We start from the raw sequence: 14,074 nt of genomic DNA, 5'->3' as shown, positions 1-14,074 counted from the left end.
CTACAAACCGACAAAGGTAACGAGAACCTGCTGTATATAGACACTCAAGGGGAGCTATCCAGCAGCCAGCAAGAGTTTTTAGAGATTTACTGTATCAATGTTGCGCTGGCTTACGACAATCTGCTGATGAGTGAAGACGTAATAGAAACACAGCGCGAGCTGGTTTATTTACTGGGTGACGCAGTGGAAATGCGTAGTAAGGAAACGGGTGCTCACGTTAAGCGCGTGTCGCTTATCAGCTATAAACTCGCCTCCCTCTATGGATTAAACGAACACGAATCACTGCTGATTAAACGCGGTGCGCCGCTTCATGATTTGGGAAAAGTAGCCATACCGGACGGCATTTTACACAAGCCGGGAAAATTGGAACCGGAAGAATGGGAACAAATGAAAACCCACGCACAAATCGGCTACGAAATATTGCGTAATTCGAAAAAGCCCATCCTTAAAATTGCGGCGGAGATATGTCGTACCCACCACGAGCGATGGGATGGACAAGGCTACCCTAATCGTCTGGCAGGTGAAGCTATACCGCTCGCAGGTCGAATCACTGCGCTGGCTGACGTGTTTGATGCCCTGGGTTCTCGCCGATGCTATAAGGAGCCCTGGACCACTGACAGGATTAAAGCAATATTAATCGAGGAGCGTGGGAAGCACTTTGAACCTCGGCTGGTTGATATTCTGCTCAATAACTTCGATGAATTTTGGCAAATCAGAGAGGCATTCCCCGACGCAGGAGAAGAATAATGGATGTTCAATCCCGTATTGTAGAGTTGGCGCTCAGCCCTGAAGTTAAAATGGGAGAAACAGTCCACTGTGCCAAAATCATTGCCGACATCATTACCGATGCTGCGGGCACAACGGCTTTTGGTATGTGGCTTGGTCGCTTAGACGCCTCTTTGCAACCCGTTTATCGCGACACCAACGAGAATTGTTATCGCGATACCCTGCTGCCACTGTCGTTAGCACCGGAGTTTGCTCAATTAGTGCGCGACCAGTCGGTAACCCATGTTGGCCGAAACAGTGATTTACCCAATGGTGAAGTGCTACAGAATCATCTGCTGTTTAAAACAAAAGGCAGCACTACACTGGTATCTGATCACAATACTGACATCCTGTGTTTACTGGTTTGCGAACCTGGACTGCCGAATAACTTTGATCTGCTGCCCCTGCAAAAGCTGGCGCGTGTGTTCTTACATTGCGCGATTGCACGTCAAAATCAGGATTACCTCAAATTACTTAAGGATATGAAGCAACAGGTGGTTAAAACCGAGCAACTGGCCATGCTAGGCGGCATTGTTGCATCGGTAACACACGAGATAAATACCCCGTTGGGTGTTGCCGTTACCGGCTTGTCGCACCTAACTGACGAGGTAAACGCTCTCAACGATCAATTTATTAGTGGCACACTCACAGAAACATCGTTCAAGGACTTTATGGCAAGCTGTGCCGAGGTCTGTACCTTACTGGATTTTAACATTCACCGGGCGGTTGAATTGGTAAACGGGTTTAAGAAAACGGCCGTTGACCAGGCTGCGCAGGATACGATCAAATTTAATATATCAGAACGGATCAAAGGGCTTGCCACCAGTCTAGGGCCAGAATTAAAACGCCATGGGATCAAACTACGTCTTGCGCTGCCTCAAGCAGCCATCACCGAGAATGTACCTGGTGCCTTATCGCAAATCATGACCAATTTATTTTTTAATTCTGTAAAGCACGCTTTTCAGGGGATTGAGTCACCGGTTGTCAGTGTGTCGAGTGACTATGACAGCGAGCGAAGCGTCCTCAAGGTGATCTATAGCGACAACGGTGTTGGCATTCCTAAAGCCCATCAGCCATTGATTTTCCAACAGTTCTTTACAACACGACGAGGCGAGGACGGTAGCGGACTGGGTATGTCGATAGCTAAAGAATTAGCGCAAAACAAGTTACAGGGTGACTTGTACTTTGATCCGACTTACACGGATGGCGCGCGATTTATTATTGAGATCCCCGTTTCAGAATACACTGCGTAACCAGGTGTTACGCAATCGTGTAGAGAACAAAGAGGAATACGGCAGAGTAACGTTACTTCAATCGGACTAATTTTACAAAGCGGTACGAATAGGGGTTCTTTTCGTCAGGCTGCATGCTCTGCTCGTCTGCCAATGCCCATTCACCACTTTCGTGATAATCGGGAAAGCGGGTATCGCCAGCCACATCCAAATCAATAAAGGTAAGGTACAAGGTGTCAGCCATTGATAAAAATTGCTGGTAAATATTGCCACCACCAATAATCATCACTTCCTGAGTATCCTGTTCAGATGCAAGCGCCAGAGCGGCGTCAGGACTGGTTACTACCGTTGCGTCGGTCAATGCGTAGCCGCTATCTCGGGTGATCACAATGTTCAAACGCCCGGGAAGCGCTCTGCCAATTGACTCATAGGTTTTACGCCCCATGATGACAGGCTTGCCCAGTGTAACGCGTTTAAAATGGGCCAGATCTGCTGGCAGATGCCAGGGCATAGCGTTATCGGCACCAATCACCCGATCATTCGCCATAGCCGCAATCATTGCTATTTTTACCTCTGCCATACCCCGCCCTTACCTTTATTTACGGTATATAACCTCGACGTCATGATCATCGTCGTCGTCTTCGTCATCCCAGTCATCGTCGTCAAAATCAAAATCATCAGTGGGGACTTTACGGTGCGTATCCCAAGAAAACTCAACGTTCTTCCTTTCATCTTCTGCTTCAACGTCGGCAGGCAGATTTTCCAGGTAATTCATGATGTCGTAACACAATGGGTCGAGATTCAGGCGCTGAAAAGCAGAAATCTGGTACGTTGGACCATCCCATTCGAGCGCATCCTTAATGTCATTACACAGCGCGTCAGCTTCTTCTTCCAACAACAAATCAATTTTGTTAAAGACTAACCAGCGTGGCTTCGCTGCCAACTTAGGACTGTATTTCTCCAGTTCATGAATAATTGTTCTGGCGTTTTCCACCGGATCAGACTGATCGGCAGGCATTAAATCGACCAGATGCAGCAAAACACGGCAGCGCTCAAGGTGCTTAAGGAAGCGAATTCCCAAACCCGCGCCTTCTGCTGCGCCCTCAATTAAGCCGGGAATATCGGCAATAACAAAGCTGCGCTGAGAATCCTGGCGCACAACACCTAAGTTGGGTACCAAGGTGGTAAATGGATAATCGGCCACTTTAGGTTTAGCCGCAGACACGGAGCGAATGAACGTAGATTTACCGGCATTTGGCAACCCAAGTAAACCCACATCAGCCAACAGCATTAGCTCTAACTTAAGATTGCGAATTTCACCTGGTGTGCCATCGCTCTTTTGTCGTGGCGCCCGGTTAACACTGCTCTTAAAACGCGCATTGCCTAATCCGTGATAGCCGCCCTGTGCCACTTTCATTTTCTGACCATGCTTGGTGAGATCGCCCAACACTTCCAGAGTGTCAGCATCCGTTGCTCGGGTTCCAACGGGTACGCTAAGGACGAGATCTTTACCGCCTTTGCCATTACAATTGCCACCCTGGCCGTTTTGACCCCGTTCGGCGCGGTGAAAGCGCTCAAAACGGTAGTCGATCAGGGTGTTCAGGTTTTCATCGGCCATCAGGTAAACACTGCCGCCGTCACCACCGTCGCCACCATCCGGGCCGCCTCTGGGAACATATTTCTCGCGACGAAAGCCGATGGTGCCATTACCACCGTCTCCAGCTTCCACCCGAATTTCAGCTTCATCTACAAATTTCATGTTTTTCCCCGGAACGAACCCTAGACGTTAATTGTACTGCATTTTACACGATAGGACTAAATGGCGCCTATCCAGGCCATATCTCAACGAACTGCTGAGCCTTACAACAAAAAACCCCGCAAGCGCGGGGTTTTTTAAATCGATCAACGATTGCGCTTATTCAGCAACAATGCTCACGAACTTACGGTTGTTAGGTCCTTTTACTTCGAACTTAACTTTGCCGTCAGCAAGAGCAAACAGGGTGTGGTCTTTACCAATACCCATGTTGTTACCAGCGTGGAATTTGGTACCGCGTTGTCTAACAATAATGTTGCCAGCTAACACAGACTCACCACCGAAACGCTTAACACCTAAGCGTTTGCTTTCTGAATCACGACCGTTTTTGGTACTACCACCAGCCTTTTTGTGTGCCATGTGTCTATGCTCCTATTATGCGTTAATACCAGTGATTTTCACTTCAGTGAACCACTGACGGTGACCCGCTTGCTTGCGCGAGTGCTTACGACGACGGAACTTAACGATTTTTACTTTATCGCCACGACCGTGTGTAACCACTTCAGCAGTCACTTTACCACCGGCTACATATGGTGTGCCGATTTTAACGTCGTCACCATTGCTAACCATTAATACGTTGTCAAATTCTACAGTTTCACCTGCAGCAACTTCGATCTTCTCAAGACGAACGGTCTGACCTTCGGCCACACGGTGTTGTTTACCACCACTTTGGAAAACCGCGTACATAACTTTCTCCGCTCTGCGCCAATGTGCGCTTCATCATTTCTAAAACAGGGCGCGAATTGTACGTGAATCACTAAACGATCACAACCCCACAAATGCGAAAAAAAGATTATTTTTCGAGCTAAATGTTTTAAAGGTTTCAAAACCGTTGATTTTAATGATAAGACACGTTTTTTTTCGGGCCATTCAGACTGCGAATAATACAGTATTTCAACAAGCTAGCCAGCTAATTTATTGACATCAAGGTAAACATTTTTATGCCTTTTTCGCTGGTTAAATACAGACACACAACGGCTAATCGACTCCATGGTCTTATCGTTGTTTACCATGATGTTAAAAAGGGGTTAGTGACACGTTTTACGGTATAATTCACACCAGTAAGCGCATTATTCCCGTTATTCACTGGATACGAGCGTTTATTTATGTACAATCTGCTGCCAGTTGAGGATGAGTCCCGGACGGCTACTTACCATTATGAATACAGAGCAAATCAAGGCGCTTGCAGAATCTGATATGCAGGCAGTCAACAAACTGATTCAGCAACAGGTTGACTCAGACGTTGCCCTTATTAATCAACTGGGCTTTTACATTGTGAACAGTGGCGGCAAACGATTAAGGCCCCTGCTTACCGTGCTGGCAGCCCGCGCGCTCAACATACAGTCTCAACAGCATCATACCCTTGCCGCTATTGTTGAATTTATTCACACTGCTACGCTATTACACGATGATGTGGTTGACGAATCTACCATGCGCCGCGGCAGAGAAACCGCCAACGCGCTATTTGGTAATCAGGCCAGCGTGCTGGTTGGCGACTTCCTGTACACACGCTCATTCCAAATGATGGTAAGTCTGAACAGTATGCGGGTAATGGAAATTCTGTCGGATTCTACCAACCGTATTGCCCAGGGCGAAGTGCAGCAATTAATGAATTGCAACGACCCCAACACGACGGAAGCCAGTTATTTCGACGTCATTTACGGCAAAACAGCACGCTTGTTTGAAGCTGCTACGCAATTGGCTGCCGTGATCACAGCTCAGCCAGACACCATCGAGCGCGCCATGCAGGATTACGGCAAGCATTTGGGTACAGCATTCCAGTTAGCAGATGACCTGCTGGATTATGAGTCTGATGCCGAAGCCATGGGTAAAAATGCCGGGGACGATTTAGCCGAAGGTAAGCCTACCTTGCCACTGTTGTATGCAATGTGGCACGCGAATGAAGACGATGCGGCACTGATCCGCGAAGCGATTGAAGAAGCCAACGGTTTACCGCATTTAAACCGTATACTGGCAGTAATGAAATCAACCGGTGCGCTAGATTACACTCGTCAGAAAGCAAATGAAGAAGCCGACAAAGCCATTACTGCGCTATCGGCAATCCCCGAAAGCGATTATAAGCAGGCATTAATTGCCCTGGCACATATTGCGGTAGACAGAAACAGTTAACCGCCCCGCTCTAACATATAGCCCAGCAGACCAATCATAAATCCCAGTACGCCACCTAACGGTGGCGCCCAGTGGTTGTCCATCTTCACCTGCGGCGCTATATCCTGTAATAGCGAATACAGAATACCACCAGCGGCAAATAACATAATGCACGACACCACGGCCGGATAGTCTGCCAACCAGTAAAACCCCATAAGCGCCATCAAAGGGCCACTAAACGCCATAAGCGTAAACAGACCAATGATACGACGGTTGCTGAAATGCCCCTGGTCTTTTAACTCGCGATAAGCGTTAAAGCCTTCAGGAAAGTTCTGTACAGCCACGAGAACACCTAACAAGAGACTACCGCTGCCAATAGCTGCTGCGGTGCCAAGAGCAACGGATTCGGGAATGAAGTCAATTAACATTGACACCAGTTGACTTGCCGAAAACTGATGTTTAGCCAGCCAGATATCCGCCCACATGAATGCCAGCGAACCGGCGAGAAAGCTTATACTGGCAGCGGGAATGCTCACAGCATGAATACCTTCTGGCACCAATACCAGGGCAACTGCTGACATTAATGCGCCAGCCCCCATCGCCAGAATGCCATGCCGAAGCTCTTCGTCTAACCAGGCGGGAAAAACCCGCTCATAACATCCCAGTAATGCCCCGGCAGGCATGGCAAGCCCAGCACACAGGGCAATTAACAGCAGGGATACCAGTGCGGGCTCAGCCATGAATGATTAACAGGCCTATTCCAGACCTGCTTCACGGGTCATGTTTTCGTTGCGATCACGGTGCACAATCACGTTATCTTCAATGCGTACACCACCGAATGGTTTATAGGCGGCGACGGTATCCCAGTTAATAAACTTTGACTGCTCACTTGCTTTTAAATCAGCCAGTAGTGAATCAATAAAATACAATCCAGGTTCTACCGTAAAGACCTGTTGGGCTTCCACGGTGCGGGTACATCGCAAAAACGGATGATCTTCAGGTGCCGGACATGGCGTCCCGCGATCGTCAGACACTAATCCACTTACATCGTGGACCTGTAAGCCAAGGAAATGACCAATTCCGTGTGGGAAAAACGTCTTCGTGATCCCTTCTGCCACACAATCCTCAGCAGACAGATTCACTATACCCGCCTGTTGCAGGATACGACCAATACCGTCATGGGCTTTCGTTTGCAATACGGGATAAGGCACACCGGGTTTCAGCTCATTAATCAGGGCAACCGTTAATGCATCCACTTCTGTAATAAGGTCGGCAAACGCACCTGATTGCCGGGCATATGTGCGGGTAATATCGGCGGCGTAGCCATGACAACTGGCCCCTGCATCGATTAGAAACGAACGATGCTCAGAGGGTGCCACCGTGTCGTAAATCATGTAATGCAGAATAGAGGCATGCTCGTTTAGCGCAACGATCCCGGTGTAAGGCACATCGTTCTCACCTTGCCGCGCAGCAGCGTTGTATGCCAGATTGATCCCAAACTCACTCTCACCGGCCAGGAAGGCAGCTTCAGCGGCCTTATGTGCCCCCACTGCAATTCGGTTAGCCTCGCGCATACACGCAAGCTCATAGTCGGTTTTAAAGGAGCGGTGGTAGTGCAAATAGTGTAATACCCGGTCTGGGTTCACGTTGTCGAATCCCAGTGCCCGGGCTACTTCAATATACTCGCCGATATAGGCATAACGCGATTTGTCGAAAGGTAAGTGCTTCTCAACCATGTCAGCTTGTTTAAGCATAATGATGTCAAAACAATCGGTCCAGAATGCGTCAGGCTCGGGTGGCACTTTATGCCAAAAGTCCAGTGGGCGGTAAAATATCAGTTTTGGTTTATCGGTACCATTCACCACTAGCCAGCAGTTTGGATTATCCACTACGGGTAACCAGGCTTTAAACTGCGGATTGACTTTAAACGGATAGTGATTGTCGTCGAGGAACAATCGTTTGCTTTGCCCGGAGTGGATCACCAGGCCGTCGATCCCTTCCCGCTGTATCGCCTGACGGGTGCGTTCCTGCAAGGTTTCGATATGTGCCGCGTAGCGGTCAACTTGAACTGTCATAGTGCCTCTTTTTTTGGAATAGTTTTACCGGCTAACACTATCACGCCATCAGGGTAAAGTCAGGCTGTCTGCCGACACTTTCATGCGACTCAAAGTATCAAACAAATCGGAAGACTGTCCAAGTTGCTTCTGATAGATATAGCGATAGGCCATTACCGCTTTAACATAGTGTCGGGTTTCCCGGTACGGAATGTTTTCAATCCACACATCCAAAGGTTGTTCGCCTTCCGCGGGCAGCCATTGCATCACTCGTTGCCAGCCGGCATTGTAAGATGCGGTTACCAACACCGGGTTTTCTCCCAGTTTGTCATTGAGATATTTTAAATACTGGATCCCCAGCGACACGTTTTTATCGGGTTCAAACAGCGTGTTACTGCCAACCCGCGAGGACGTGAGGTAATTCGCGGTATCGGGCATTAGTTGCATCAATCCACGGGCTCCTGCCGGCGATACGGCATCAACCATAAATGAACTTTCTCGTCTGGCAATGGCCATGGCCATGGCAGGATCAACCTTATGCTGCGATGCCTGTTGTTGAAACTGATCGGCAAATGCCAATGGAAATCTGCGTTCCACATCATCAAAATGGCCGGTGCGGGCAAATCCAAAGATAGCCTGATCGTACCATCCCCAGTTACTGGCCAGCATGGTTGCAGCTTGCTTTTCGTCTTTATTCAGTTTTTTATTCAGATAAGACCATTCCCGACGGGCTTCAACATAGCGGCTAAGTTCAAACCATTCTTTCGCGCGCTTCACCGCAGGATATAAACTCACTTTAGCCAGCAAGGCATCGCTTACCGTTAATGGCTGCGTGGCCAGATCTGGCTGCTTTGCCAGCCTGGCGCTAGCCAGAAAACCGTAGTAATTTCGTTCATTGGCCAGCTCACCAAACAACTGACTTTGCGCTGCACTGGCATCAAGCTCACCAATCCCTCTGGCACGCCAGTAACGAAACGCTTCATCGGCCTGCTCCTGAGTTGGCGCACTGTCTATCACGCCAAGTGCGCCCTGCCAGTCGTGCTGACGCAACATATAGGCCAAATGCCAGTGCCTCACATCCGAATCAGCCGCTGGCACATTGGCCTTAGCCAACCATTCCATCGCTTTCTCGTCGTTATCAATGGCAAGGCTAATTGCAATGGCCCGATAGATTTGTTGCAGCTGTGGCTCGCTGAATTCGATTTTCTTCTGCCATACCGAAAAAGCACGAATCGCTTTGTTGGGATCCTGCCAGGCCAATCGGGTTATCCCATAATAAATTACCGGCAATTCATACTCTGTGTATTTGAGTGGAAAACTAGGATACCGGGTAACCGTTACCGGATTGCGCTTAATTTGCCGCCACAGGCCAATAAGATAATGATGTGTTTGGGGTAAACGGCTTTGCAGATAACCCAGTAACTGAGTATTGCCTTCTTTAGCCACAAGCTCTGCCCTGGCCATGACCATATCAATGGTCATCATTCCGGCACGTCGCCACAATTTAAACACAGGATCGCATTCATCCGGGCGAGATTGGCCCGATAACCAGATATCGTTAACCTGTTCCAGCCAAAACGCTGGATTCTCGGTTTCTGCTAACTGAAAATTCAAATAATGACAGGTGTAAACAGTGCCCAAGTGAGGCTGATAAGCATCGATATACTGCTTGCCTAAAGACTGCTTGGCCAGCTCAGTGAGCCAACGCTTTCGCAACGTTGTTTCCAGCGGAGTACCAGCATAACGGGAAAAAAAGCGATCAACGTCTGAGACCGGCAAACTGGCTAATCGTTCTGACAGCGTTTGCAGTGTCAGATAAGGTAAGAGGGGGTAATCACTCAGTGATGCTAACTCAGTATCTAATCCTTTGGGATCACGCTTTTGCATAACCTCAATGTTTTTTTCCAATAGCAAAAACTGTTCGCGCTGAGCAAGCAATTTGGGGTCTGGCGAATCCCCGGCATGAGCAAACATGGCTAATCCGCTTAACACTTTCAAGCTGAACACTAAAACGTAGCGCCACCTTCTATTACGCACAACCATTCCCTCGTTACATGGCTAAACTGTTCGACATTGCATCGAATAATGAATTGAATATTACGTCCCTTGTTACACCATCATAATGGACTTCCCCTTACACAAGGGGCATAAACGTTGAATCACATTAAAATTGTAGACAATGCACAGCATACAGGGTTGGGAATTTATTTTGAAAGTGTGTCTGATGATGATGCTATACATATCTATAAATAAATTAAATGTCGCGGTAACAGCTTGAAACTAAACCAGTTGCCACCATATACTCCGTTAAATTGAAACACTTGTTTGAATTATAGTTGAAATTTTTCTCTGCTTTGGAAAGAATCAGGGTCTATAACTAGTACGCGCCTCCCTACAATTTTACTTCATGCGTTTCGCGGAAAGGAGACAATAATGATCTATGAAGGCCAAAATCTAACGGTAAAACTGTTAGATAACGGTTTTGCTGAACTGGTATTTGATGCAGCTGGCTCAGTTAATAAATTTGACCGTCAAACAATTAATGAGCTGGATGAAGCGACCCAGGCCATTGCTGGCAACAGCGACATCAAGGGTGTCGTTGTTCGCAGTGGAAAACCTGCTTTTATCGTAGGTGCCGACATCACTGAATTTACCGGTATGTTCGCCCAACCAGAAGAAGAAGTACTGGAATGGGTAAGTAAAACCTCGCAAGTTTTCGATCGCTTTGAAGATCTTCCTGTGCCTACCATTGCCGCCATTAATGGCTTCGCTTTGGGCGGCGGCTGCGAAATGGCACTGGCCTGCGACCTGCGCGTTGCTGACACGACTGCGGCTATCGGTTTACCGGAAGTTAAACTGGGCCTGATGCCAGGCTTTGGTGGCACAGTGCGTTTACCCCGTATTATCGGTTCAGATAATGCGCTGGAGTGGATGACAACCGGTAAAGATCGCAAAGGTCAGCAAGCACTTGAAGAAGGTGCGGTCGACGCCGTTGTAGCACCAGACAAATTGCTAAGTGCAGCATTCAGCATGGTTGCCGATGCAGCAGCGGGCAAAATCAACTGGCAGGCCCGTCGCGCAGCGAAAACCTCTCCACTTAAGCTAAACAAAAATGAAGCGATGATGAGCTTCTCTACTGCACAGGCGTTTGTAGCTGCTCAGGCAGGTAAACACTACCCTGCGCCGCATATGATGGTAGAAACCGTTAAGAATGCTTCTGTACTTGACCGCACGGGTGCGCTGGCTCTTGAAAATCAGGGATTTGTTAAGCTGGCGAAAACTGACGCCGCCAAAGCGCAAATCGGTATTTTCCTGGCAGACCAATTGGTAAAAGGCAAAGGTAAAAAGCTGGCCAAGGCATCAACCAAGGCCATCAAGCAGAATGCCGTTCTGGGTGCTGGTATCATGGGCGGCGGTATTGCATACCAAAGTGCAGTTAAAGGCACACCAGTAGTGATGAAAGATATCGCTCAGCCAGCACTGGATTTAGGGTTATCAGAAGCCGCCAAGATCCTGGGCAAAGGTATGCAGCGTGGTAAGGTTACGCCTGAAGTCATGGCGAAGACATTGAATGCTATTACCCCTACTCTTGAATACAGCGCCATCAAAGATGCAGATTTAGTTATTGAAGCTGTTGTAGAAAACCCGAAGGTTAAAAGCATTGTACTGGCGGAAACCGAACAACATGTTAGCGAAGACGCGATCATCTGTTCAAACACCTCTACCATTTCGATTAACCAACTGGCGGAAAGCCTTAAAAAGCCAGAGCGCTTCTGTGGTATGCACTTCTTCAACCCAGTGCATCGCATGCCATTGGTAGAAATTATTCGCGGTGAAAAAACCACTGACGACACCATTGCTGCGGTAGTTGCTGCCACACTGCAAATGGGTAAAACGCCAATTGTGGTAAACGACTGTCCGGGCTTCCTGGTTAACCGCGTATTTTTCCCCTACTTTGCTGGTTTCTCTAAGTTACTTTTAGACGGTGCAGATTTCGTTGCCGTAGATAAAGTGATGGAAAAACAATTTGGCTGGCCGATGGGCCCGGCATACCTGCTTGATGTTGTAGGTATGGACACGGCTGATCACGCAGCATCAGTAATGGCTGACGGGATCCCTGAGCGCATGCAGAAGATTGCCAATGACCCGGTAACCCTACTGTTTAGTGCGAAGCGCCTGGGACAGAAAAACGGCAAAGGTTTCTACAACTTTGGCACCGACAAGCGCGGTCGTCCGTCTAAAGAAGCGGCTGCAGAAGCCTATGAATTAATTACGCCAAACGCTGCAGCCAAACAAGACTTTACCAGCGAGGAAATCATCGCTCGCCTGATGATCCCGATGGCTAACGAAGCCATTCGTTGCCTGGAAGAAGGTATTGTAGCGAGTGCGGCAGAAGCTGATATGGCGCTGCTGTATGGCTTGGGCTTCCCACCATTCCGCGGTGGTATTTTCCGTTATATTGAAACTATGGGATTAGCGAACTTCGTTGAACTTGCTGACAAGTACGCTCACCTTGGGCCGATTTACCAAATTACAGATGGCGTTCGTGAAATGGCCGCTGCCGGTAAATCTTACTTCGCTTAATCACCTTAGGAGAATAGAACATGAAAGAAGTTGTAGTTATCGACTGTATTCGTACCCCAATGGGTCGCTCAAAAGGTGGCGTATTTCGCAACGTACGTGCAGAGACCCTATCCGCGCATTTGATGAGCGCGTTGTTGGTTAGAAACCCAGGTGTTGATCCTACCGAAATTGAAGACATCATCTGGGGCTGTGTTCAGCAAACCAAAGAGCAGGGCTTTAACATTGCGCGTAATGCCCAGTTGCTTACCGATATTCCTCGCAGCACCGCTGCAGTGACAGTTAACCGTTTATGCGGCTCGTCTATGCAGGCGCTTCACGATGCAGCTATGGGCATCATGACTGGTCAGGGCGACGTTTACATGATTGGTGGCGTTGAGCATATGGGCCACGTGCCAATGACATTCAATGTGGATTTCCACCCTGGATTAGCAAAATACACGGCGAAAGCGTCGGGCAATATGGGCATGACAGCAGAGTTGCTTGGCCGTCAGAATGGCATCACCCGCGAAATGCAGGATGCATTTGGTGCCCGCTCTCACCAGCGCGCACACCAGGCGCATCTGGAAGGCCGCTGGGCAAACGAAATCGTTGCCACTGAAGGCCACGATGAAGACGGTGTATTAAAGTTAATCGACTTCGACGAAGTAATTCGCCCGGAGACAACGGTTGAAACACTGGCGGGACTGCGCCCGGTATTTGATCCGGTAAATGGCACCGTAACCGCGGGAACTTCATCAGCAATTTCTGATGGTGCATCCGCAATGTTACTGATGTCTGCAGATCGCGCCAAAGCGCTTGGCCTTGCACCGCGCGCTCGTATTAAGTCTATGGGTGTTGCTGGGTGTGATGCCGCTATTATGGGCTTTGGACCGGTTCCTGCCACGCAAAAAGCACTGAAACGTGCAGGCATGACAATGGACGACATTGAGTTAGCCGAATTCAACGAAGCTTTCGCAGCACAAGCGCTAAGTTGTATTAAACAGCTCGGCTGGCTGGAAAAGTACGATGAGAAAGTTAACCTTAACGGCGGAGCCATTGCATTGGGTCACCCATTGGGGTGCTCTGGTTCACGGATTAGCACTACGCTAATTAACCTAATGGAAGCAAACGATAAATCTGTTGGTTTGGCTACCATGTGTATTGGTTTGGGTCAGGGTATCGCAACCATTTTTGAACGCGTGTAACCCTCACAGTGTAAACACAATTAAAAGGGGCTTTATGCCCCTTTTTCATATCCAAACCAATTGTTTCCCATTTATTTCCAGCAATTTCACACTAATAGTTTCAATTTTCCTGCAGGTAATAAATGGTTACAAATCTGACCAGGTATTTACTTTGCAAAACGTTAATTTCTACTATAAAACATGCGCTTAGTGTATAGAGCGACAATTAACTTGAACGGTTGAGCGACAACTATCTTGACCGGTTGTTCTGTTAAGGTTCGACACGACAATTCGAGGAGAATGGCGTGTCGGGAAATCACATCACAGAAAAACAAGTCAGGTTATATATGAAGT

At 48.3% G+C, this 14,074-nt stretch carries 12 protein-coding genes; 5 read left to right on the top strand and 7 right to left on the bottom strand.

Going from position 1 to position 14,074, the window contains the following annotated elements; all coding sequences use genetic code 11:
• Both ACLR2L_RS13660 and ACLR2L_RS13655 read left to right on the top strand, forming a co-directional pair.
• Positions 1–747 (top strand): HD domain-containing phosphohydrolase (locus tag ACLR2L_RS13660; RefSeq protein WP_413368746.1); only part of this gene is annotated, 747 nt, incomplete at its 5' end.
• The gene (locus ACLR2L_RS13655) at positions 747–2,018 is read left to right on the top strand and encodes a sensor histidine kinase (protein WP_413368744.1); all 1,272 of its coding nucleotides are present in this window, start codon (positions 747–749) and stop codon (positions 2,016–2,018) included. The genes ACLR2L_RS13660 and ACLR2L_RS13655, both read left to right, overlap by 1 nt.
• Before the next feature lie 52 nt (positions 2,019–2,070).
• Here ACLR2L_RS13655 and folA read toward each other — a convergent pair whose 3' ends face one another.
• The 4 genes from folA to rplU all read right to left on the bottom strand — a co-directional run bounded on the left by folA (position 2,071) and on the right by rplU (position 4,497).
• The gene (gene folA / locus ACLR2L_RS13650) at positions 2,071–2,577 is read right to left on the bottom strand and encodes a type 3 dihydrofolate reductase (protein WP_255439287.1); all 507 of its coding nucleotides are present in this window, start codon (positions 2,575–2,577) and stop codon (positions 2,071–2,073) included.
• A gap of 15 nt (positions 2,578–2,592) precedes the next feature.
• A complete protein-coding gene (cgtA, locus tag ACLR2L_RS13645) occupies positions 2,593–3,756 on the bottom strand; it encodes an Obg family GTPase CgtA (protein WP_140960479.1) in 1,164 nt (387 codons plus the stop codon).
• Positions 3,757–3,912: 156 nt separating this feature from the next.
• Positions 3,913–4,170 carry a 50S ribosomal protein L27 gene (gene rpmA / locus ACLR2L_RS13640; RefSeq protein ID WP_070176396.1) on the bottom strand — a complete coding sequence of 86 codons (258 nt, stop codon included), beginning with the start codon at positions 4,168–4,170 and terminating at the stop codon, positions 3,913–3,915.
• 15 nt (positions 4,171–4,185) lie between these two features.
• Positions 4,186–4,497: a 50S ribosomal protein L21 gene (rplU, locus tag ACLR2L_RS13635; protein ID WP_073325414.1), complete on the bottom strand. Its 312-nt coding sequence runs from the start codon at positions 4,495–4,497 to the stop codon at positions 4,186–4,188.
• Between the two features lie 471 nt (positions 4,498–4,968).
• Between rplU and ispB the strand changes: the two genes are divergently transcribed.
• Positions 4,969–5,940, top strand: a complete 972-nt coding sequence (gene ispB, locus ACLR2L_RS13630; RefSeq protein ID WP_413368741.1) for an octaprenyl diphosphate synthase — start codon at positions 4,969–4,971, stop codon at positions 5,938–5,940.
• On the opposite strand, the gene ACLR2L_RS13625 is transcribed toward ispB, so the two are convergent.
• Genes ACLR2L_RS13625 through ACLR2L_RS13615 form a run of 3 tightly spaced genes read right to left on the bottom strand, consistent with a single transcriptional unit; the run spans position 5,937 to position 10,010 of the window.
• The gene (locus ACLR2L_RS13625; RefSeq protein WP_140960475.1) at positions 5,937–6,659 is read right to left on the bottom strand and encodes a ZIP family metal transporter; all 723 of its coding nucleotides are present in this window, start codon (positions 6,657–6,659) and stop codon (positions 5,937–5,939) included. The two genes, ispB and ACLR2L_RS13625, sit on opposite strands and share 4 nt — an antisense overlap.
• Positions 6,660–6,674: 15 nt before the next feature.
• Positions 6,675–7,994, bottom strand: a complete 1,320-nt coding sequence (gene pepQ / locus ACLR2L_RS13620; RefSeq protein ID WP_140960473.1) for a Xaa-Pro dipeptidase — start codon at positions 7,992–7,994, stop codon at positions 6,675–6,677.
• A 48-nt stretch (positions 7,995–8,042) separates the two neighbouring features.
• On the bottom strand, positions 8,043–10,010 hold the full coding sequence (locus ACLR2L_RS13615; RefSeq protein WP_413368738.1) for a transglycosylase SLT domain-containing protein: 1,968 nt from the start codon (positions 10,008–10,010) through the stop codon (positions 8,043–8,045).
• A gap of 396 nt (positions 10,011–10,406) precedes the next feature.
• Between ACLR2L_RS13615 and fadB the strand changes: the two genes are divergently transcribed.
• Together fadB and fadA are read left to right on the top strand one after the other, a co-directional pair.
• On the top strand, positions 10,407–12,557 hold the full coding sequence (gene fadB / locus ACLR2L_RS13610; protein ID WP_413368736.1) for a fatty acid oxidation complex subunit alpha FadB: 2,151 nt from the start codon (positions 10,407–10,409) through the stop codon (positions 12,555–12,557).
• Between the two features lie 20 nt (positions 12,558–12,577).
• On the top strand, positions 12,578–13,741 hold the full coding sequence (fadA, locus tag ACLR2L_RS13605; protein ID WP_413368734.1) for an acetyl-CoA C-acyltransferase FadA: 1,164 nt from the start codon (positions 12,578–12,580) through the stop codon (positions 13,739–13,741).
• The last annotated feature ends 333 nt before the right edge of the window (positions 13,742–14,074 follow it).

This window comes from Alteromonas sp. AMM-1, from assembly GCF_047290655.1.
In the GTDB taxonomy this organism is placed as follows: Bacteria; Pseudomonadota; Gammaproteobacteria; order Enterobacterales; family Alteromonadaceae; genus Alteromonas; species Alteromonas mangrovi.
Note: the sequence above shows the minus strand (reverse complement) of the source record. Positions and strands in the feature narration are given on the sequence as shown.

What these genes read in the sequence shown, in the direction of transcription:
- ACLR2L_RS13655 (WP_413368744.1), top strand. Translation starts at nt 747, where the DNA reads ATGGATGTTCAATCCCGTATTGTAGAGTTGGCGCTCAGCCCTGAAGTT.
- folA (WP_255439287.1), bottom strand. Translation starts at nt 2,577, where the DNA reads ATGGCAGAGGTAAAAATAGCAATGATTGCGGCTATGGCGAATGATCGG.
- cgtA (WP_140960479.1), bottom strand. Translation starts at nt 3,756, where the DNA reads ATGAAATTTGTAGATGAAGCTGAAATTCGGGTGGAAGCTGGAGACGGT.
- rpmA (WP_070176396.1), bottom strand. Translation starts at nt 4,170, where the DNA reads ATGGCACACAAAAAGGCTGGTGGTAGTACCAAAAACGGTCGTGATTCA.
- rplU (WP_073325414.1), bottom strand. Translation starts at nt 4,497, where the DNA reads ATGTACGCGGTTTTCCAAAGTGGTGGTAAACAACACCGTGTGGCCGAA.
- ispB (WP_413368741.1), top strand. Translation starts at nt 4,969, where the DNA reads ATGAATACAGAGCAAATCAAGGCGCTTGCAGAATCTGATATGCAGGCA.
- ACLR2L_RS13625 (WP_140960475.1), bottom strand. Translation starts at nt 6,659, where the DNA reads ATGGCTGAGCCCGCACTGGTATCCCTGCTGTTAATTGCCCTGTGTGCT.
- pepQ (WP_140960473.1), bottom strand. Translation starts at nt 7,994, where the DNA reads ATGACAGTTCAAGTTGACCGCTACGCGGCACATATCGAAACCTTGCAG.
- fadB (WP_413368736.1), top strand. Translation starts at nt 10,407, where the DNA reads ATGATCTATGAAGGCCAAAATCTAACGGTAAAACTGTTAGATAACGGT.
- fadA (WP_413368734.1), top strand. Translation starts at nt 12,578, where the DNA reads ATGAAAGAAGTTGTAGTTATCGACTGTATTCGTACCCCAATGGGTCGC.